This window comes from Pseudarthrobacter equi, from assembly GCF_900105535.1.
Taxonomy (GTDB): Bacteria; Actinomycetota; Actinomycetes; order Actinomycetales; family Micrococcaceae; genus Arthrobacter; species Arthrobacter equi.
The window spans coordinates 4,104,836-4,124,287 of the sequence record NZ_LT629779.1 but is presented as its reverse complement, the minus strand read 5'-3'; the positions used below and the strand labels follow the sequence as shown (position 1 = coordinate 4,124,287).

The 19,452-nt window shown below is 66.1% G+C and carries 16 protein-coding genes; 11 read left to right on the top strand and 5 right to left on the bottom strand.

Annotated elements, in window-relative coordinates; genetic code table 11:
• Positions 1-207 precede the first annotated feature (207 nt).
• Together BLT71_RS18805 and BLT71_RS18800 are read left to right on the top strand one after the other, a co-directional pair.
• Positions 208-1,026, top strand: a complete 819-nt coding sequence (locus tag BLT71_RS18805; RefSeq protein ID WP_091723292.1) for a response regulator transcription factor — start codon at positions 208-210, stop codon at positions 1,024-1,026.
• 112 nt (positions 1,027-1,138) lie between these two features.
• Entirely contained in the window at positions 1,139-1,321 is a 183-nt protein-coding gene (locus BLT71_RS18800; protein WP_091723290.1) for a hypothetical protein, read from the top strand.
• A 307-nt stretch (positions 1,322-1,628) separates the two neighbouring features.
• On the opposite strand, the gene BLT71_RS18795 is transcribed toward BLT71_RS18800, so the two are convergent.
• The 4 genes from BLT71_RS18795 to ilvD all read right to left on the bottom strand — a co-directional run bounded on the left by BLT71_RS18795 (position 1,629) and on the right by ilvD (position 5,255).
• A complete protein-coding gene (locus BLT71_RS18795; protein WP_197676721.1) occupies positions 1,629-2,228 on the bottom strand; it encodes an HAD family hydrolase in 600 nt (199 codons plus the stop codon).
• A gap of 32 nt (positions 2,229-2,260) precedes the next feature.
• Positions 2,261-2,950 carry an SDR family NAD(P)-dependent oxidoreductase gene (locus tag BLT71_RS18790; protein ID WP_091723289.1) on the bottom strand — a complete coding sequence of 230 codons (690 nt, stop codon included), beginning with the start codon at positions 2,948-2,950 and terminating at the stop codon, positions 2,261-2,263.
• A gap of 4 nt (positions 2,951-2,954) precedes the next feature.
• Positions 2,955-3,287 carry an antibiotic biosynthesis monooxygenase family protein gene (locus BLT71_RS18785; protein WP_091724185.1) on the bottom strand — a complete coding sequence of 111 codons (333 nt, stop codon included), beginning with the start codon at positions 3,285-3,287 and terminating at the stop codon, positions 2,955-2,957.
• Positions 3,288-3,395: 108 nt separating this feature from the next.
• On the bottom strand, positions 3,396-5,255 hold the full coding sequence (ilvD, locus tag BLT71_RS18780; protein WP_091723287.1) for a dihydroxy-acid dehydratase: 1,860 nt from the start codon (positions 5,253-5,255) through the stop codon (positions 3,396-3,398).
• A gap of 85 nt (positions 5,256-5,340) precedes the next feature.
• On the opposite strand from ilvD, the gene BLT71_RS18775 reads away from it, so the two are divergent.
• Together BLT71_RS18775 and BLT71_RS18770 are read left to right on the top strand one after the other, a co-directional pair.
• Positions 5,341-6,177, top strand: a complete 837-nt coding sequence (locus BLT71_RS18775) for a helix-turn-helix transcriptional regulator (protein ID WP_091723286.1) — start codon at positions 5,341-5,343, stop codon at positions 6,175-6,177.
• Between the two features lie 114 nt (positions 6,178-6,291).
• Positions 6,292-6,924 (top strand): MBL fold metallo-hydrolase, encoded by a 633-nt coding sequence (locus BLT71_RS18770; protein ID WP_091723284.1) that lies wholly within the window; start codon positions 6,292-6,294, stop codon positions 6,922-6,924.
• Between the two features lie 115 nt (positions 6,925-7,039).
• Here the strand turns inward: BLT71_RS18770 and katG are convergent, their stop codons facing one another.
• Positions 7,040-9,334 (bottom strand): catalase/peroxidase HPI, encoded by a 2,295-nt coding sequence (gene katG, locus BLT71_RS18765; RefSeq protein ID WP_091723283.1) that lies wholly within the window; start codon positions 9,332-9,334, stop codon positions 7,040-7,042.
• 347 nt (positions 9,335-9,681) lie between these two features.
• Between katG and BLT71_RS18760 the strand changes: the two genes are divergently transcribed.
• The 7 genes from BLT71_RS18760 to BLT71_RS18730 all read left to right on the top strand — a co-directional run bounded on the left by BLT71_RS18760 (position 9,682) and on the right by BLT71_RS18730 (position 19,394).
• A complete protein-coding gene (locus BLT71_RS18760) occupies positions 9,682-10,773 on the top strand; it encodes an SDR family oxidoreductase (protein WP_091723281.1) in 1,092 nt (363 codons plus the stop codon).
• A gap of 226 nt (positions 10,774-10,999) precedes the next feature.
• Entirely contained in the window at positions 11,000-11,392 is a 393-nt protein-coding gene (locus BLT71_RS18755; RefSeq protein ID WP_091723280.1) for a nuclear transport factor 2 family protein, read from the top strand.
• A gap of 148 nt (positions 11,393-11,540) precedes the next feature.
• Positions 11,541-13,286: an ABC transporter ATP-binding protein gene (locus BLT71_RS18750; RefSeq protein WP_091723278.1), complete on the top strand. Its 1,746-nt coding sequence runs from the start codon at positions 11,541-11,543 to the stop codon at positions 13,284-13,286.
• 209 nt (positions 13,287-13,495) lie between these two features.
• Complete coding sequence (locus BLT71_RS18745) at positions 13,496-15,094, top strand: PucR family transcriptional regulator (RefSeq protein ID WP_091723276.1); 1,599 nt, start codon at positions 13,496-13,498, stop codon at positions 15,092-15,094.
• Positions 15,091-16,023, top strand: a complete 933-nt coding sequence (locus tag BLT71_RS18740; protein WP_091723274.1) for a glutaminase — start codon at positions 15,091-15,093, stop codon at positions 16,021-16,023. The genes BLT71_RS18745 and BLT71_RS18740 overlap by 4 nt, the downstream gene beginning before the upstream one ends.
• A gap of 73 nt (positions 16,024-16,096) precedes the next feature.
• A complete protein-coding gene (locus BLT71_RS18735) occupies positions 16,097-17,632 on the top strand; it encodes an amino acid permease (RefSeq protein WP_231994369.1) in 1,536 nt (511 codons plus the stop codon).
• A 46-nt stretch (positions 17,633-17,678) separates the two neighbouring features.
• A complete protein-coding gene (locus BLT71_RS18730) occupies positions 17,679-19,394 on the top strand; it encodes a thiamine pyrophosphate-dependent enzyme (protein ID WP_091723273.1) in 1,716 nt (571 codons plus the stop codon).
• Positions 19,395-19,452: the final 58 nt, after the last annotated feature.

Sequence of the window (19,452 nt, the reverse complement as noted above, 5' to 3'; positions counted from 1 at the left end):
CTGCTTGGGTAATCTCAGCTATGCGCACCGTTGCGTAATTCGGTGGGCATCCTTTTTGTATTCGTCTCCGAATACACTCCGGAACCTTAGCTGGGTGCCTTCGGGATACCGCTGGCCGTCACCGGCCGGCGCCCCGTCCTGCATCCGGCAGCGGTAAGTGTGAACTCTCAAGCAGATGGGAAGTTTAGTAACAATGTGGGGGCAAGGATGATGGAGCGCGGCATCGCCGTAGTGGTCGAAGACGACGACGAGGTGCGGGCGCTGCTCGCAGAGATCCTGTCGCAGTCGGGATTCGCCGTGCATCCAACCGCGTCGGGGCATGAGGGAGTGGAGGCAGTCCGAATCCACAATCCAGACATCGTCACGATGGACGTGGGCCTCCCGGACTTCGACGGGCTGGAGGCCTCGCGGCGGATCCGGACGTTCAGCGACGCCTACGTCATCATCGTCACCGGCTACGTGGATGAGGCTGATGCCCTGATGGGTTTTGAAGCGGGGGCCGATGACTACCTCACCAAGCCGTTCCGCCCGCGCGAGCTGCGCGCCAGGATCGGAGCCATGCTTCGCCGTCCGCGGATTATCACCCCTGCACCCGTTCGCGCGGTTCCAGGCGGTCCCTCGGTCCCCGCACCTGCACAGCCGCACGCCATCGTTGTCTCCGCAGAACCGGTGCCGCCAGCCGAGCCAGGGGAAGCTCCGGTGTGCTGCGATTTCGCCCACAGGGGCCTGACACTGCACGAAGACTCGCGGCTGGCCGCGATCAATGGCGTGCCCGTCGACCTTACGCGCACGCAGTTCGACCTGCTGCTGGTCCTGATGGAGAACGGCCGCACCGTGCAGACCAAGGCCGATCTGGTCCGACGGCTGCGGAACGAGCCCTACGACACCGGGTCGTTCGTCAGTGCCGGGGAGGAGCGGGCGGTGGAGGTCCATCTCGGCAACCTCCGCAAGCGGCTGGGTGACAGCTCAAGGCGGCCGCGCTGGGTGGAAACTGTCCGCGGCGTCGGGTACCGGATGACGCCGTAGCCGAAACTCCCAGGCCGCCGGCCGCCGTCGTGCGCCAAAAAGTTTGTGCCGTTCCGGAGCCTTTGGCAGCGGGGGCTGTTAGCGTGGAGGCCCGGCCAATGGAGGAGCAACGATGACCATCAACTCACCCGACTCACTGCCCGACGACGAGGACCAGGCGGCAGAGGAAAAAGCAAAGGGCGACGGCGGAGTCCCCGGCGGTAACGACGGCGTGGGCATCGGTGCGGACGCCGAGCCCAACACCTTCGAGCCCGAAGAGGAGCCGGACGCCACCCAAGGGCCCGAATCGGACTGAACCGCAGCTTCTGCCTGTGCACGGGCTCAAATTTGAGTCAAGATTCCGCGCTCCCTGCCGGAATCGGCATTTCCGGTGGTTACCAGCCGGTAGATTTTGATCTGCTTCCAAATTCCCCCAATGAGGAGGCAAAGAGGCCCCCGCGCTTGAGCTTTGACTCGCGTGGGGGCCTTTCCTCATTCTGGCGCCGGGCCGCGGTGGGCAGTTATGCTCCCGGCACCGAGGTGGGGGCCATTAGCGGAATCAGCTCCGTCAGGGTCTGAAGGGTCCCGCGTCCTGGGGTGCCTCCCCGCTGGAGGTGAACAGCTTAGAGCCCGGCGGTGCGGGCACCTTCGATATCAACCCGGAAGTTGTCTCCCACGTACAGGGCGTGCGTCGGCAGTACACCCAGGGCCTGGCACGGTTTCAGGAAGGCCTCCGGCATGGGTTTGGGATGGCCGATGGACTCCGACGTGAAGATTGCGTCCAGCGCCGGCTCAAGCCCGATGTTCCTGATCTTCGCCAGTTGTTGTCCGTGGTTTCCGTTCGTGATCACGGCCGTCATTACGCCGCCATCGCGAAGCGCCTGCAGGCAGGGGGAGGCGTCGGGGAATGCCTGCCAGGACCGCTCGTAGCACTCCAGATAGACCGCAAAGAGTTCGTCCAACGCCTCATCACCAGCGGGTACGGTATGGCCGGCCAGCGGCAGGAAAAGCCGCAGGCGTTCCCGGTGCTGCTCCTGGAACGTCAGCTCTTTGGCGAGGAAGCGGTCGTAGCTGGCCCGCTCGATGTTGAACCAGGCTGCTGACAGATCATCCGAGGGTGGCAGCCCGAGATGCCGCAGGAAGGCGTGAAGTCCTGACCGTGCCGATGTCAGATGGTCGAAAAGTGTGTCGTCCAGGTCGAACAGGACAGCCTTGATGGTCACGGTTCAAGGCTAATGGCGCCCGGCAGCCGCTCCTACCAGGCCAGGTCGTTTCCGCCGAGGGAGCAGAACCGGGGAGACGTGCGGGAGCCAGAGTCGACGAGTTCCCGCAGCTGCCGGGCGGCGTTGGCGGGACTCTTGGAGGCATCGGACTGGCCCATGGCCGTGGCGAGCTTGCCAGGATGCACCGCCCAGCAGCGGACCCGGCCCTGCAGTTCCTGCGCCAGGGAAACGGTGAGCATGTTCTGCGCGGCCTTGGACACCTTGTACGCATAACTGGTTGAAAGGTCGGCGAAGTCGCCGTTCGCCTGCGCCGACACGGAACCCAGCCGGGACGACACATTGACGATAACCGGATCCGCCGCGGCCAGCAGGTTCGGCAGCAGGAACTGCGTCAGCCGCAGCGGACCGGCCACGTTCACATCCACGGCGTTCAGGATGCCGTCCGCCTCGATGGCGCCCAGCTTGCCGTGCGGGGCACCCTGCGCCGCGTTGTTGACCAGCAGGTCAACAGGCCTCTGGCCCACGGCCGCCGCGAGCGCGTGCGCCGGTTCGGACCGGACGTCCTGCAGGACGGGTACGACGCCGGCCGGCCAGGATCCGTCCGCAGGTTCGGCTGAGGTGCGGGTCAGGGCGAGGACGTCCCACCCATGCTCCGCGAGCTCGCGGACGATGGCGTATCCCAGTCCGCGGTTGGCCCCGGTGACCACAGCGAGCCGTGCCACCGGGTCAGGCCGGGTCTTTTGAGTCCGCGGAGATGACAGGCCGGGCCGACGTCACCCGGTTGTAGTGCTCTACCACCGGGAAGGGCTCGTAGAACCGGTGCAGCAAAGCCCGCCACTGCTGGTATTCGGGGGAACCGCGGAAGCCTTCGGTGTGGTCCTCGAGGGTTTGCCATTCCACCAGCAGCAGGTAGGTGCCGGGGGACTCAATCGAGCGCGAGAGCGACAGCGAAATGAAGCCCGGCATGGCCGCGATGATTTCGCGTGCCTGGCTGAAGGCGGCTTCGAACTCCTCTTCCAGGCCGGGGATGACGGGCAGCAGGGCGTGCTCGGTAATCATCCGGCCATTCTGGCAGATTTCCCGGACCATTCCCGTCCTGACCTGCTGCAACGCAGAAGACCCCCGCCCGGAAGAGCTTCCGGGCGGGGGTCTTGTGGTCACTAAGGCCTAGTGCTCCAGGAGGGACACGTCGCGGACGGCACCCTTGTCCGCGGAGGTGGCCATGGCGGCGTAGGCACGCAGCGCAGCGGACACGTGGCGCTCCCGGTCCTTCGGCTTGTAGCCGCCGTTGACCAGCAGCTTCTCGCGGCGTTCGGCCAGGATCTCGTCGGAGACCTCCAGCTGCAGGGAACGCTGGCTGATGTTGATGCTGATGATGTCGCCGTCTTCCACCAGGGCGATGGTTCCGCCGGAGGCAGCCTCGGGCGAGATGTGCCCGATGGACAGGCCGGAGGTGCCGCCGGAGAAGCGGCCGTCCGTGATGAGTGCGCACTTCTTGCCCAGGCCGCGGCCCTTGAGGAACGACGTCGGGTAGAGCATTTCCTGCATGCCCGGGCCGCCACGGGGGCCTTCGTAGCGGATGACCACCACGTCGCCTTCCTTGATGCCCTTGTTCAGGATCTTCTCCACGGCCTCGTCCTGGGACTCGCACACCACTGCCGGGCCCTGGAACGTCCAGATGGACTCGTCCACGCCGGCGGTCTTCACCACGGCGCCGTCCACTGCCACGTTGCCGCGCAGCACGGCCAGGCCGCCGTCCTTGGAGAAGGCGTGCTCCACCGAACGGATGCAGCCTTCGGCAGCGTCGGTGTCCAGGGAGGTCCACTCGTTCGACTGCGAGAACGCGGTGGAGGAGCGGACGCCGCCGGGAGCTGCGTGCCACAGGGCCTGCGCCTCTTCGGTGGCCTTGCCGCCGCGGATGTCCCAGTCATCCAGCCAGCCGTCCAGGTCGGTGGAGTGCACGGAATGGACGTTCTTGTGCAGGAGGCCGCCGCGGTTCAGCTCGCCCAGCAACGCGGGGATGCCGCCGGCGCGGTGCACATCCTCCATGTAATAGGTCTTGTTCCCGGCGACGTTCGGGGCCACCTTAGCCAGGCAGGGCACCTGGCGGGACTTGGCGTCCATCTCGGCCAGGCCGTACTCCACGCCGGCTTCCTGGGCAGCGGCCAGCAGGTGCAGGATGGTGTTGGTGGAGCCGCCCATGGAGATGTCCAGCGCCATGGCGTTGTCAAAGGCTTCTGCGGTGGCGATGTTGCGCGGCAGGACCGATTCGTCGTCGCCGTCGTAGTAGCGCTTTACGAGCTCGACGACGGTAGCGCCGGCTTTCTCGTACAGCGCCTTGCGTGCGGTGTGGGTTGCGAGCACGGAACCGTTGCCCGGCAGGGCCAGGCCGATGGCCTCGGCGAGGCAGTTCATGGAGTTGGCCGTGAACATGCCGGAGCAGGAGCCACAGGTGGGGCAGGCGTTTTCTTCGATGAGGTTGATGTCCTCGTCGGAGATGGATTCGTCCACCGCGTCGGCGATCGCGTTCACCAGGTCGAGGGAGCGGACGGAGCCGTCGGTCAGGGTGACGCGGCCGGCTTCCATCGGGCCACCGGAAACGAACACCACGGGGATGTTCAGGCGCAGTGCGGCCATCAGCATGCCGGGGGTGATCTTGTCGCAGTTGGAGATGCACACCAGGGCATCGGCGCAGTGGGCGTTGACCATGTATTCCACGGAGTCGGCGATCAGGTCGCGGGACGGCAGCGAGTAGAGCATGCCGGAGTGGCCCATGGCGATGCCGTCATCTACGGCGATGGTGTTGAACTCGCGCGGCACGGCGCCGGCGGCGAGGATCGCGTCGGAGACGATCCGGCCCACCGGGGCCAGGTGGGTGTGGCCGGGGACGAATTCGGTGAAGGAGTTGGCCACGGCAATGATCGGCTTGCCGATATCCGAGTTGGCGACGCCGGATGCGCGCAGCAGTGCGCGGGCTCCGGCCATGTTGCGGCCGTGGGTAACTGTCTTTGAACGTAGTGCAGGCATGATGACCATCCTTCTCTGGCGCCGCCGCAAGAGGAAGACGGCCTTGCTACTAGTAGTGGGAGTACCAGAGTAATAGTATTTCCCTGTGCAGAATTCCGGCCGCCGCAAAGAACTGGGCCTCTTCCTCCGGGCCCGCCGGGACCAGGCCCTCCGGGTTGACTACGGGCTCCCGCCGATAGCACGCAAGCGTGAACGGGGCCTGCGGCGTGAAGAGGTGGCGTTCCTTTCCGGCGTGAGCGTCACCTGGTACACGTGGCTGGAGCAGGGCCGCGACATCAGCCCGTCCCGCCAGGTGCTGGAAGCGGTCAGCAGGGCACTGCACCTTTCGGACACCGGCCTGGACTACGTCCTGTCGCTCGGCGGATATGCCTCCGCCGGACCGAGCACGACGGCGGCCGCTACAGCGCCTGCCCATCTTCAGCGGCTGCTTGATGCCCTGGACCCGAACCCGTCCTTCGCGCTGTTCCCGGACTGGGGCGTCGCCGGCTGGAACAACGCCTACGCGGCTCTTTTCCCAAATATCGCCACGGTTCCCGCTGCGGACCGCAACCTCCTCTGGCTGGTGTTCACCGATCCCTATGTGCGGGACCTGCTGCCCGACTGGGAGGTGACCAGCAAAAGGTTCCTGGCGGAGTTCCGAGCCGAAACGGGCCAGCGGCTGGGGGATGTGGACGTCAAGAACCTGGTGGAGCGGCTCAAGGAGGCCAGCCCGGAGTTCCGGGAGGGGTGGGATCGGTACGACATCCTGGGCTTTGAATCACGCGAGCGGCTGTTCCACCACCCCGCCGTGGGAGTGCTGCAGTTGGAGCATCATCAGCTGTCCCCGTCGGACCGGCCGGACCTGCACCTGGTGGTCTACACGCCGGCGCCCGGGAGCGACGCGGGTACGCAGATGGCGTCCCTTATTGCGGGTGCAACCTAGCGGAGCGCCGGAGCAGATGCGATTCTGGACGGAGCATCAGTCATCGCGGCTAGCCGCAGCCCTCTGCTGCTCCCGCAAAGCATCGCGGCCATGATGCGGAACTGAGGTCCAGGCATGAGTTCTTCCCCTGCAATCAGCGTTACTCCGATTCGTGTTGCTGACCTGGTGGCCGAGGGCGAGCTGATGCCGGTCTACGTGCACGTCATCGACCACCCCGAGGGCCGCGTACTCGTTGATACCGGCCTGACTGAGCTTCACCCGGCGGTGGCGGACATGGATCCGCGCCTCCATCCCCTGAGCGACCAGGACTTTGACTTGGGCAGCGTGGACATGGTGGTCAACACCCACCTGCATTTTGACCACTGCGGCGGCAACCACCACTTCGCGGGGAAACCCATCTATGTGCAGCGCCGGGAACTCGACGACGCCCGCAACCAGGAGGACTACACCATTCCGGAGTGGGTGGATCCGCCGGGGGTCACCTACGTCCCCGTCGACGGCGAACATGAGCTGCTCCCCGGAATCCGGCTCCTCCCCGCCCCCGGCCATACCGCCGGCTCCCAGATCGTGGTCATCGATGCAGGCGGAGTCCCCACGGTCATCGCCGGGGACACCGCAGTGTGGTTCGGCGAACTCGACAACCCCGGCACGGAGGGCCAGCACCTGATCCGCTCCCTGAACCCAGGCGCGGTGTGGCTGTCGCACACGCACACGCCCTGGAAACCCGGATCCACAGAGCAAGCGTGAGCCGGCGGGACTGATCCACATAGACCCAGCGCTAAAGAAATGGCGGCGAAACCGGGATGGTTTCGCCGCCATTTCTTCAGGCAGGTTCAGCGGCTTGGAGCCGCCGAAGCGGGGCTCAGTTCAGGTCGAACCGGTCCAGTTCCATGACCTTGGCCCAGGCAGCCACGAAGTCGTGGACGAACTTCTCCTTGGCGTCGCTGCTGGCGTAGACCTCGGCCAGCGCGCGGAGCTGGGAGTTGGAGCCGAACACCAGGTCCACGGGGGTGGCCGTCCACTTTACTTCACCGGTGGAGACGTCCGTGATCTCGTAGACGTTCTCCTCATTCTCCGAGGCCTTCCACTTGGTGCCGGGGGAGAGGAGGTTGACGAAGAAATCGTTCGTCAGGGCCTGCGGCTTATCGGTGAGCACGCCGTGGCCGGAGCCTCCCACGTTGGTGCCCAGCGCTCGCATGCCGCCCACCAGCGCCGTCATCTCCGGTGCGGAGAGGTCCAGCAGGTAGGCCTTGTCCAGCAGCAGGGTTTCGGGCTGCAGCTTCACCCCGGGACGGATGTAGTTCCGGAACCCGTCCGCCCGCGGCTGCAGGTAGCCAAAGGACTCGACGTCGGTCTGTTCCTGTGCCGCATCCGTGCGGCCCGGACGGAACGGCACCGTGACGGGGACCCCGGCGTCGGACGCTGCCTTTTCAACCGCCGCGGCGCCGCCGAGGACGATGAGGTCCGCGAGCGATACCTTCTTGCCGTTGGCCTGGCCGGAGTTGAACTCCTCCTGCACGCGCTCCAGCGTCTGCAGGGCGGTGGAGAGCTGTTCGGGCTCGTTGGCTTCCCAGCTGCGCTGCGGTTCCAGCCGTATCCGGGCGCCGTTGGCTCCACCGCGCCGGTCCGTCTTGCGGTACGTGGCGGCGGACGCCCACGCCGTGCCGGCCAGCTGCGGGACGGTCAGCCCGGAGTTCAGGAGTTTGGCCTTCAGCGCGGCGATGTCCTCCTCGCCGATCAGTTCATGGTCGACGGCGGGAACAGGATCCTGCCACAACTGCGCCTCCGGAACCCACGGGCCGAGCAGATGCGGACCAACAGGGCCCATGTCACGGTGCAGCAGCTTGTACCAGGCCTTGGCGAACGCCAGCGCGAACTGGTCCGGGTTCTCCAGGAAGCGCCGGGAAATCTTTTCGTACTCCGGATCCACGCGCAGCGACAGGTCCGTGGTGAGCATGGTGGGGCGGTGCTTCTTCTCCGGGTCATGGGCGTCCGGGATGATCTTCTCGGCGTCCTTGGCCAACCACTGCTTGGCGCCGGCCGGGCTTTCCACCAGCTCCCACTCGTGCCCGAACAGGATCTCGAAGAACCGGTTGCTCCACTGCGTGGGCACGTCCGTCCAGGTCACTTCCAGGCCGGAGGTGATGGTGTCGGCTCCCTTGCCGGAGCCGTACGTGCTCAGCCAGCCCAGGCCCTGGGACTCGAGGTCCGCACCCTCAGGCTCCGGGCCAACGTGGTCATCGGCGCTGCCGGCGCCGTGGGTCTTGCCGAACGTGTGGCCGCCGGCGATCAGTGCCACGGTCTCCTCGTCATTCATGGCCATGCGCTTGAAGGTTTCGCGGATGAACGCCGCAGCTGCCAGCGGGTCCGGGTTGCCCATGGGGCCTTCGGGGTTGACGTAGATCAGGCCCATCTCGGTGGATCCGACCTCGTCGGCCATCTGGCCTTCGGCGACGTAGCGCTCGTCACCCAGCCAGGCGTCTTCGGGGCCCCAGAAGATCTCCTCCGGCTCCCACACGTCCTCGCGGCCAAAGGCGAAGCCGAAGGTTTTGAAGCCCATGGACTCGAGGGCCACGTTGCCGGCGAGGACCAGGAGATCCGCCCAGGAAAGCTTCTGGCCGTACTTCTGCTTCACCGGCCACAGGAGGCGGCGTGCCTTGTCCAGGTTGGCGTTGTCCGGCCAGCTGTTCAGCGGCGCGAACCGCTGGCCGCCGTCGCCCGCTCCGCCGCGGCCGTCATGGACGCGGTAGGTGCCGGCTGCGTGCCAGCTCATTCGGATCATCAGTCCGCCGTAGTGTCCGAAGTCCGCCGGCCACCAGTCCTGCGAAGTGGTGAGGACATCAGTGATGTCCTGCTTGAGTGCCTCGACGTCGAGCTTCTGGAATTCGTCCCGGTAGCTGAAGTCCGGGCCCAAGGGATTGCCGGCCGGGTGGTTGGTGTGGAGGACGGAAAGGTCCAGCTGGTTGGGCCACCAGTCGGCGATGGTCCGCGGCCGGTGTCCCTTGGGCTTGGGTGAATCGATGGCCGGGTTTTCGCTCTCGCTGCCCTGCGCGGTAACGCTGTCATGCATTACGGGGCAGCCGTCCTCGGCCTTCTGGTCCGCGCCCTGTGCGCTCGCGGGCGTAGGAACCGGAGGATGCTCTTGGGGATCGGTCATGTGCTTCTTCCTTCCGTTGGGCCGAGGCCGCGGTTGGACTCGGGCAGCCGGTGCAAACCCTCCCATTGGAACATAGACGGCCGGGCGGATGAGACCCCTATTTTCTTCGGAATCCGCGGGCCAGCCCATGGTCCCGGGCTGGCGCCGCAGAAGGGCAGCGGCCGCTTTCCGCGCTCCGCGTAACAGTCCCGCTGCGGGCAGGGCGGAATATCTGCCTGCTGCAGGGGCTTGTCGCCTAAGGGGCCTTGAGTTGCCCTTTTTCCCGGCGCGATGCAGCGCGCGGGCCTCCGCCACAGCGTGAGGCCGTGCTGGCGCGCGGATACACAGCACCTACCAGAAGGAGCACCATGACCATCGGATCAGGAACAGCAGCGGGCAACGGACGGACGGCATTGGTGGTGGGGGCCACCGGAATTTCAGGCTCGGCCCTGGTGGAGACCCTGCTGGGCGACGGCTGGTCAGTCCTCGCCCTGTCCCGCCGGCCCGGACCTGAGCGCTCCGGCGTCAGGTGGCTCTCCGCGGACCTGACCTCGGCTTCCGCGCTCGCCGCTGTGCTTGCTCCGGAGAACCCCTCCCATGTCTTCTTCACCGCCTGGTCGCGCCGCGCCACGGAGGAAGAGAACATCGCCGTGAATGCGGGCATGGTGCGTGACCTCCTCGCAGCGCTGCGGGGAAAGGACGTAGCCCACGTTGCCCTGATGACCGGGCTCAAGCACTATCTGGGACCGTTCGAGGCGTACGCCGCGGGGGAAATGCCGGATACGCCCTTCCATGAGGAGGAGCCTCGGCTTCCGGTGAACAACTTCTACTACGCGCAGGAGGACGAACTCTGGGCGGCGGCTGCCGAGCAGGGCTTCACCTGGTCGGTGCACCGTGCCCACACCGTGATCGGCCATGCGGTAGGCAACGCCATGAACATGGGCCTCACGCTCGCCGCGCAGGCCACCCTGTGCCGGGACAGCGGCGAGCCGTTCGTCTTCCCCGGATCCGAAACCCAGTGGAACGGCCTGACCGATATGACGGATGCGGGCCTGCTTGCCGAGCACATGCTGTGGGCCTCCACCACTCCCGCCGCGGCCAACGAAGCCTTCAACATCGTCAACGGCGATGTGTTCCGCTGGCGCTGGATGTGGCCGAAGCTCGCAGCCCATTTCGGCGTGGAGTGGGAGGGGTACCAGGGGGAACCGCGTCCGCTGGAGCAGTCCATGGCGGGGCGGGAGGACCAGTGGCGGCGGATTGCCGAGGAGAACAACCTCAGCGAACCGGACCTGGGCCGGGTGGCGTCCTGGTGGCACACGGACGGCGACCTGGGGCGGAACATCGAGGTAGTGACGGACATGGGCAAGAGCAGGGATGCAGGTTTCACGGGCTACCGGCGGACTCTGGATGCCTTCACCACACTGTTTGACCGCTACCGTGCGGACCGCCTGATCCCCTGATAGGGGCGCTTGCCTTAGGCAGACGTCACGCCGAATCCCGGATGGCGTGGCAGGGCTACGGTGCCTCGGACAGCTCTGCCCCGCCGCCCGCCGGCCGCCGTCGCGCTCGCCGAAACGGTCCGAAACCGGCGCCGCAGAAGGGGCCAAAAGCCAATAGACACGCGAACCCGGCAGGCCTAAAATTGCTCCGCTGGGACCCCCACGAAGGTGTTGGAAAGGGTTCGAGATGGGAAGTCAGGAAGACGCCGCGGTGGTGCGGCGCGGTTATGAGGCCTTCAATTCAGGGGACGTCCAGACCCTGATGGAGCTGTTCGCGCAGGACGCCGTTTACCACGTGGGCGGCAGCGGCGGGCTGGCGGGCGACAAGAACGGCCAGGAAGAAATAATGGCCTATTTCGGTGAACTGTTCTCCCGGTCCGGAGGCACCACCAAGGTGGAACTCAAGGACGTCATCGCCGGGGAGCAGCACACCGTCGGCCTGCAGAAAGCGCAGGCGCAGCGCAACGGCCAGTCCATGGAGCAGGAAGGCGTCCTCGTGTTCACGCTCAAGGACGGCAAGGTCACCGAGGTCAGCGAGTTCCAGGAGGACACCGCCAAGGCCGCCGACTTCTGGACCTAAAGGGAACGCACACCCCAGAATCACCGGTGTGTACGCCGTGGGAGAACCTCCGGGTTTTCTCCGGCGGCACCGGTCCAAGTCCCAGCTGCCGGACGTAAACTGACGCTCGCACCACGTTTTGTGGACACTCCGTCAGGTTGGAACCGGAATGCTCTGGAAACTGCTTGTTGAATACCTGCGGCCGCACCGCGCGCTGCTGGCCGCCGTCGTGATCTTCCAGCTGGCGCAGTCCATCGCGTCGCTGTACCTGCCCACGCTGAACGCGGACATCATCGATGAGGGCGTGGCCAAGGGGGACACCGGGTACATCCTGTCCACCGGCACCATCATGCTGGTCATCACCCTGGCGCAGATAGCGTGCGCGGTGGTGGCCGTCTACTTCGGCGCCAAGGCCGCGATGGGGCTGGGCCGGGACCTGCGCGGGGCCATCTTCGAGCGGGTGGGGGAGTTCTCCGAGCAGGAGGTCACCCGCTTCGGCGCCCCCAGCCTGATCACCCGGTCCACCAACGATGTCCAGCAGGTCCAGCAGCTGGTGCTGATGAGCGCCACGCTGATGGTGGCGGCGCCCATGCTCAGCATCGGCGGCGTGATCATGGCCATCCGGCAGGACGTCCAGCTGTCCTGGCTGATCGCCGTCTGCGTGCCGGTGCTGCTCATCGCCGTCGGGCTGATCGTCACCCGGATGGTGCCGCTGTTCCGCAAGATGCAGAAGCGGATCGACACCGTGAACCGGGTGCTGCGCGAACAGCTCACCGGTATCCGGGTGGTGCGGGCCTTCGTGCGCGAGGACGTAGAGACGGCCCGGTTCACCCAGGCCAACGCGGACGTCACGGACGTGGCCCTGCAGGCCGGCCGGCTGATGGCGCTGATGTTCCCGGTGGTGATGCTGGTGCTGAACGTGTCGTCCGTGGCGGTGATTTGGTTCGGGTCGTTCCGGATCGGGGACGGGTCCATGCAGGTGGGCACCCTGATTGCGTTCCTGAGCTACCTGATGCAGATCCTCATGTCCGTCATGATGGCCACGTTCATGGCGGTGATGATCCCGCGCGCCTCGGTGTCGGCGGACCGCATCGGCGAGGTTCTAAGCACCCGGTCCAGCGTGCTGCCGCCACTGAACCCGGTCACCGCCGCGGCGGGCGGCAGGCGGCGGCGGGGCGAGCTGGAGATGCGCGACGTCGGATTCGCCTACCCGGGTGCCGACCAGCCCGTCCTCTCCGGCATCAGCTTCACCGCCAAGGCCGGGCAGACCACGGCGATCATCGGCAGCACCGGCGCGGGCAAGACCACCCTGGTGAACCTGATGCCACGCCTGTTCGACGTCACCACCGGGGCGGTCCTGATCGACGGGGTGGACGTCCGCGACCTGCACCCGGACCTGCTCTGGGGGCACATCGGCCTGGTGCCGCAGCGGCCCTACCTGTTCACCGGCACCGTGCGCAGCAACCTGCTGTACGGCAACCCGGCGGCCACCGAGGATGAGCTGTGGGAGGCGCTGGAGATCGCGCAGGCCAGGGACTTCGTGGAGGAGATGGAGGCGGGGCTGGACGCACCCATCAGCCAGGGCGGCACCAACGTTTCCGGCGGGCAGCGGCAGCGGCTGGCCATCGCCCGGGCCCTGGTGAAACGGCCCGAGCTCTACATTTTCGACGACTCCTTCTCCTCCCTGGACACCGGCACGGACGCGCGGCTGCGGCGGGCGCTGAAGCGGAGCACATCCGGCGCCACCATGGTGGTCATCGCCCAGAGGGTGTCCAGCATCGTGGAGGCGGACCAGATTTTGGTGCTCGACGACGGCAGGATCGTGTCGCGCGGAACGCACCATGAGCTGCTGGAGACTTCCGAGACGTACCGCGAAATCGTCTCGTCCCAGCTCGCGGCGGAGGAGACGGTCTGAGCCCGCGGCCCGCGTTCGTTACCGGCGGATCCTGACGGGTTGTGGCCCGGTGCAAGAACCTGGAGTGCCTGTAACCCTGCAGACATGGTCCGCGGACTGAAAAGCTGCCACTGCCTTTGGTCTCGTGCCTATATTTTGCGGGTGCCGGCCTCGATAGCATGAGGTGCCCGGACAGAGCCGTCCGGCCAGTTCGACGCAGAAGGAAGCCCATGGCAGCGGTGACGGTGGACGACATCCTCTCGGATCTCCCCCTGGGTTTCGCCACCCTGGTCCTCGGGCCGGTCCCGGCCGGCTCCGCCATCGAACGGTTCCTGATTGTGGACGCCGATGATGAAACGTCCGACGGCGGTGCGGCCTTTGTGCTGCTGATCGGCGTCCGCGGCCGCTCGGCCCTGCCCGCGTTGCGGCGGCTCGTGAAGAACCCCCCGCCGGTGATTGCCGTCAAGGGAAAGCGGGAAGAGCTCGTCGAAGCCGAAGAGCTGCTCCGCGATGCGGGCACGGGCCTGCTCCTGGTGGATCCGGCGGCTGACTGGGACCGCCTGCTGTCCATCGCCAAGGACAGGATCCAGCCCCGCAGCTACCAGAGCGAAGTGCTGACCCTGCTGGAAGAAGATCTGTTTGCGATCGCCCAGACCACGGCCAGGCTCACTTCCAGCCACGTGCTCATCGAAGACGCCGCCAACAAGGTGCTGGCCTACTCCACTGTTTCAAACGACATCGACGAACTCCGCAAAGCGTCCATCCTGACCCGGCGCGGTCCGCGGAAATATGAGCTGTTACTCAAAGACCTGGGCGCCTACCGGGAACTGCACCGGACCCGGCTGCCGGTGCGGGTGCCGGCGCGGCCGCAGGACGGGCTGCGGGAACGCGTGGCCATCACGCTGTTCGCCGGGGACCGGATCATGGGGTACATCTGGCTCCAGGAAACCGGGGCGGGGTTCGGCACGGACGTTGACTATGTCCTCAACGGATCTGCCGCCAGGGCTTCGGCAGAGCTGATCCGTTACCGCAACCAGCAGTCCGTGCACATGCGCGAAGACCGAGTGGCACGGATCCTGTCAGGCCCGGCGGAAGCCGCTGCCAGCGCCCACAGCGAGAAGATCCCCGCTGACCGTCCCGCGGCTTTGATCCTGCTGGGCATCTCGGATGCCGAGGCGCAGGCCGACGACGCGGCGCTGAAGCACGGCGAGCTGGCCAACCTGGCATCCATCCATGCGGCCGCGTACAAGGCCTCCGCCATCGTGGGCCAGTTCAAGGGCGATACCGCCGTGATTGTCCCTGGGCTGCAGTCCACCGCAGCGGAACCTGGGCTGCGCAGCCTGGCTGAGTCGATCGTCCGGGATGCGGGCAAGCACCTGGGCATCCGTCCGTTCGCCGCCGTGGGTCCGGTGGTCCAGGACCTGCTGTCGCTGCATTCAACCACCAGCATCACCGAGGCCCTGCTGGGCTGCGTCGCCGGGTCTCCGGACGCGTCAGTTGCCACTGTGGACGATTTTGAATCCGAGATCCTCTTCCGCGAAGCAGTCCACAATTTCACGTCCTCCACGTTCCGTCACCGCGGCCTTTCCGCGTTGCTGCGGGAGGACGGCGAACTCGCCGAAACCCTGCACGCGTATTTCGATGCCGCCCTTGATGTGGCCGGGTGCGCCGCCAGGATGAAGCTCCACAAGAACACCGTCTACTACCGGATCGGCAAGGCATCCCGGCTGACGGGCCTGGATTTCAGCGACCCCCGGGATGCGTTGGTGGCCCTGCTGCACATTCAGGAATGGGCCGGTACACACAAAGAACTTTTAGGCAGGAAATGACCACAGCACTTATGGCGCCTCCGTTGGGCCCGTTATTGGACGACATCGTCCGCAGCCACACACCGCAGCGGGAAAGCGGTTCAGTCCCGGCCACTATCCCGCACTTGGCAGCGGTGCCGTTCAACAGGTTCGGGATCGCGGTTGCCACCACGTCCGGTGAGCTGTTCAGTTCCGGCGATGCCCACGTTCCGTTCTCCATCCAGAGCATTTCCAAGGTGTTCACCCTGGCCATGGCGCTCCGGGGGGACGGCCCTGGAACCCTGTGGTCCCGCGTGCTGCGGGAGCCCTCCGGTACCTCGTTCAACTCCTTGGTTCAGCTGGAAGTGGAGCACGGCATCCCGCGGAACCCCTTCATCAATGCCGGCGCCCTGGTGGTCACCGATCACCTGATGAATGAAACGCCCGACGCCGCCACCCGGCTGTTGCGGTTCCTCACCGAAGAGGCCGGCAGCGCAGGGCCGTTCATTGATGAGGACGCCGCGGCCAGCGAGCTTTCCAGCAGCAGCCGCAACCTGGCCCTGGCTCACTTCCTCAAGGATTTCGGCAACCTGGCCCGGCCAGCGGAATCAGTGGTGGAGAACTATGTCCGGCAATGCTCCATCATGATGACCTGCGTGGAACTCGCCAAAGCGGGACTTTTCCTGGCCCGGGACGGCCAGGGGACCCACGGACCCGTGGTGTCCCGCAGCGAAGCGAAACGCATCGGCTCCATCATGCTGACGTGCGGCATGTACGACGCCGCCGGCGAGTTCGCCTACCGGGTTGGCTTGCCCGGAAAAAGCGGTGTGGGAGGCGGGATCCTGGTGATCGTCCCAGGCGAATGCGCCATCTGCGTCTGGAGCCCCCGCCTGGACGCCAAGGGAAATTCCCTGGCCGGCACCGCCGCCCTGGCCGACCTTTCGGACCGCACCGGCTGGTCCGTCTTCTAACCACCCGGGCTGCACAGCCCGGCAACATTCTTTCCTCACCTTGCTTGATGTTCCCCTACTGAAAGGCTCAACCATGCCCAACAACCCCAATGACGAGGTTGTAGCGGACCGCAATGCGGCACCGGACCACCTGATCGATGGTGGTCATGCCCACGCTACTGAGTCCTCGCTGCATGCCGAGGATAAGGGGTATCACAAGAGCCTGAAGCCGCGGCAGATCCAGATGATCGCCATTGGTGGCGCTATTGGTACCGGTTTGTTCCTTGGTGCCGGCGGGCGTTTGAACGCGGCCGGCCCGTCGCTGGTCATCGCGTACGCGGTGTGTGGTTTCTTCGCGTTCCTCATCCTCCGTGCCCTCGGTGAGCTGGTGCTCCACCGGCCCTCGTCCGGGTCCTTCGTGTCCTACGCCCGTGAGTTCTTCGGGGAGAAGGCCGCGTTCGTTTCCGGCTGGTTCTACTGGATCAACTGGGCCACCACCACCATCGTGGACATCACCGCCGCGGCGCTCTACATGCACTTCTTCGGCAACTACGTCCCCTGGATGGCCGACGTGCCGCAGTGGGCCTGGGCCCTGATCGCCCTGGTCGTGGTCCTGAGCCTGAACCTGGTCTCCGTGAAGGTCTTCGGCGAAATGGAATTCTGGTTCGCCCTCATCAAGGTCGCCGCCCTGGTCGCGTTCCTGTTGGTCGGCACGTACTTCGTCATCTTCGGCACCCCCGTGGACGGCCAGCAGGTAGGCCTGAACCTCCTCTCGGACAACGGCGGCGTGTTCCCCAACGGCCTGCTGCCCATGATCATCCTCATGCAGGGCGTCCTGTTCGCCTACGCCTCGATCGAACTGGTGGGCACCGCCGCCGGCGAAACCGAAAACCCCGAGAAGATCATGCCCAAGGCCATCAACTCCGTGGTCTTCCGCATCGCCGTCTTCTACGTCGGGTCCGTGATCCTGCTGGCCCTGCTGCTGCCCTACACGTCCTACCAGAAGGGCGTCAGCCCGTTCGTGACGTTCTTCGGCTCCATCGGCGTCCAGGGCGTGGACGTCATCATGAACCTCGTGGTCCTCACCGCGGCACTGTCCTCGCTGAACGCCGGCCTGTACTCCACCGGCCGGATCCTCCGCTCGATGTCCGTCAACGGCTCCGCCCCGAAGTTCGCCTCCCGCATGAACAAAGCCGGCGTCCCCTACGGCGGCATCGCCATCACCGCCGGCGTCTCCCTCCTCGGCGTGCCGCTGAACTACCTGGTCCCGGCCGAAGCGTTCGAGATCGTCCTGAACATCGCCTCCGTGGGCATCATCATGACCTGGGCCACCATCGTCCTGTGCCAGATCCAGCTCAAACGCTGGGCCGACAAAGGATGGGTGGAACGGCCCTCCTTCCGCATGTTCGGCGCCCCGTTCACCGGATACCTCTCCCTGGTCTTCCTGATAGGCGTCCTGGTCATGGTCTTCATCGACTCACCCCTGACCATGATGGTCACAGCCATCGCCTCAGTCCTGATGGTCTTCGGCTGGTACGCCTGCCGCAAACGCATCCACGAAATCGCCGAAACCCGCGAAGGCCACACCGGCGTCGCGCCGGTGGTTGCCAACCGGACGCCCATCCGGTAATCCACCACCACCAACGCCAACCGATCCGCACTGCCAAAGAAAGCCCATGACAACGGAAACCGAAGCAACCCTGACCGCATCCCACACCCGGCCCGCCGCCGTCGTTCTTCCCACTGCTGACCCACGCCCGGCGCGGAAATCCGCCGGGCACGTGATTGTTGATTCGCTGCTGGCCCACGGGGTGGAACGCACCTACGTGGTCCCCGGCGAGAGCTTCCTCGACGTGCTGGACGGCCTGCACCACTCGGCGATTGAAACCATCGTCTGCCGGCACGAAGGCGGTGCGGCCTACATGGCCGAGGCGGACGGAAAAATGATGCAGCGCCCCGGGGTGGCCATGGTGACCCGGGGGCCCGGGGCGGCCAACGCGCATGTTGGCCTGCACACCGCATGGCAGGATTCCACCCCGATGCTGCTGTTCGTGGGCCTGATCCCGTTCGCGCACCGTGACCGTGAAGCGTTCCAGGAGTTCGACATCAAGGCCTGGTTCGATACCGGCGCCAAACGTGTCATGGTGCTGGACCACCCGGAACGGGCGTCCGAGATTGTGGCTGAGGCGATGTTCGCGGCCATGAGCGGGCGGCCGGGTCCGGTGGTGGTGGGGCTGCCGGAGGACATCATCAGGCAGCAGATCGACCCGGCGGTCCACCCCGTCATTCCGGTGGCGGCCGGCGGGATGAGCAGCACCGACGCCACCGCCCTGCAGGCAGCGCTGGAAGAGTCCCGCAAGCCGCTGTTCGTCACCGGCGGCAACGACTGGACGCAGGAGGCAGCGGACCAGCTGACCGGATGGCTGGAACGGCATCACATCCCGGCAGCAGCGGAATGGCGGACGCAGGGCACGGTTTCCTTCGATTCCCCGTCCTATGTGGGACCGATCGGCTATGGCCGCCCCCGGCCCACGTACGACCTGCTGGAGGAAACCGACCTGCTGGTGTTTGTGGGGACCGTGCCGGGCGACGTGATTACGGACGGGTTCCTCTGCCGGCAGGACTGGAACAAGAAGAACTTCCTGGTCACCGTGGACCCCTCACTCCGGGGCCGCTCGGGGCCTGTTTCGCGGCAGATCCTGGCCAAGCCTGACGCCTTTGTCCGCGACCTTGCGGGCATCGACCTGCCCGTGAAGGAGGAGTGGAAAGCGTGGACGGCCAGGATGCGCGGCGAGCAGGAGCGGTTCGCCGCGCTGCCCTCGGCGGAGCCAACAGCGGGGCAGGCGAGGATGGACACGCTAATGGCGAACCTGGTCCCCAGGCTGCCGGAGAACGCGATGGTCACCTTCGGTGCGGGGGAGCACACCAACTGGGCGCACCGCTATTTCCCTACCCGCCGCTACGCCTCCATGATCAGTGCCCGCAACGGTTCCATGGGCTATTCGGTGCCGTCGGCCATCGCGGCCTCGCTGGCTGAACCACGACGCCGGGTGGTCACCATCGCCGGGGACGGCGAGTTCCTCATGAACGGCCAGGAACTGGCTACCGCGGCGCAGTACGGGGCCATGCCCCTGGTGATCGTGATGGACAACCAGGAGTACGGGACCATCCGCACCCACCAGGAGCGGCACTATCCGTCCCGTGTTTCCGGGACGCAGCTGAAGAATCCGGATTTCGGCCTGATGGCGCGGGCCTTCGGCGGTTTTGGGATCACCGTCACCGAGGACCGCTATGTTCCGGCGGCCCTGGACGCGGCGTTGGCTGCCATCGATGAGGACGGCGTCTTCGCCCTGATCCACCTCATTGTGGAGCAGCGGGTCAAAGCCTACTGAGAGGGGTATTTCCAGTGGCGGAACTGCCCGCTGATTCCCAGCCTCCGGACGTAAACTG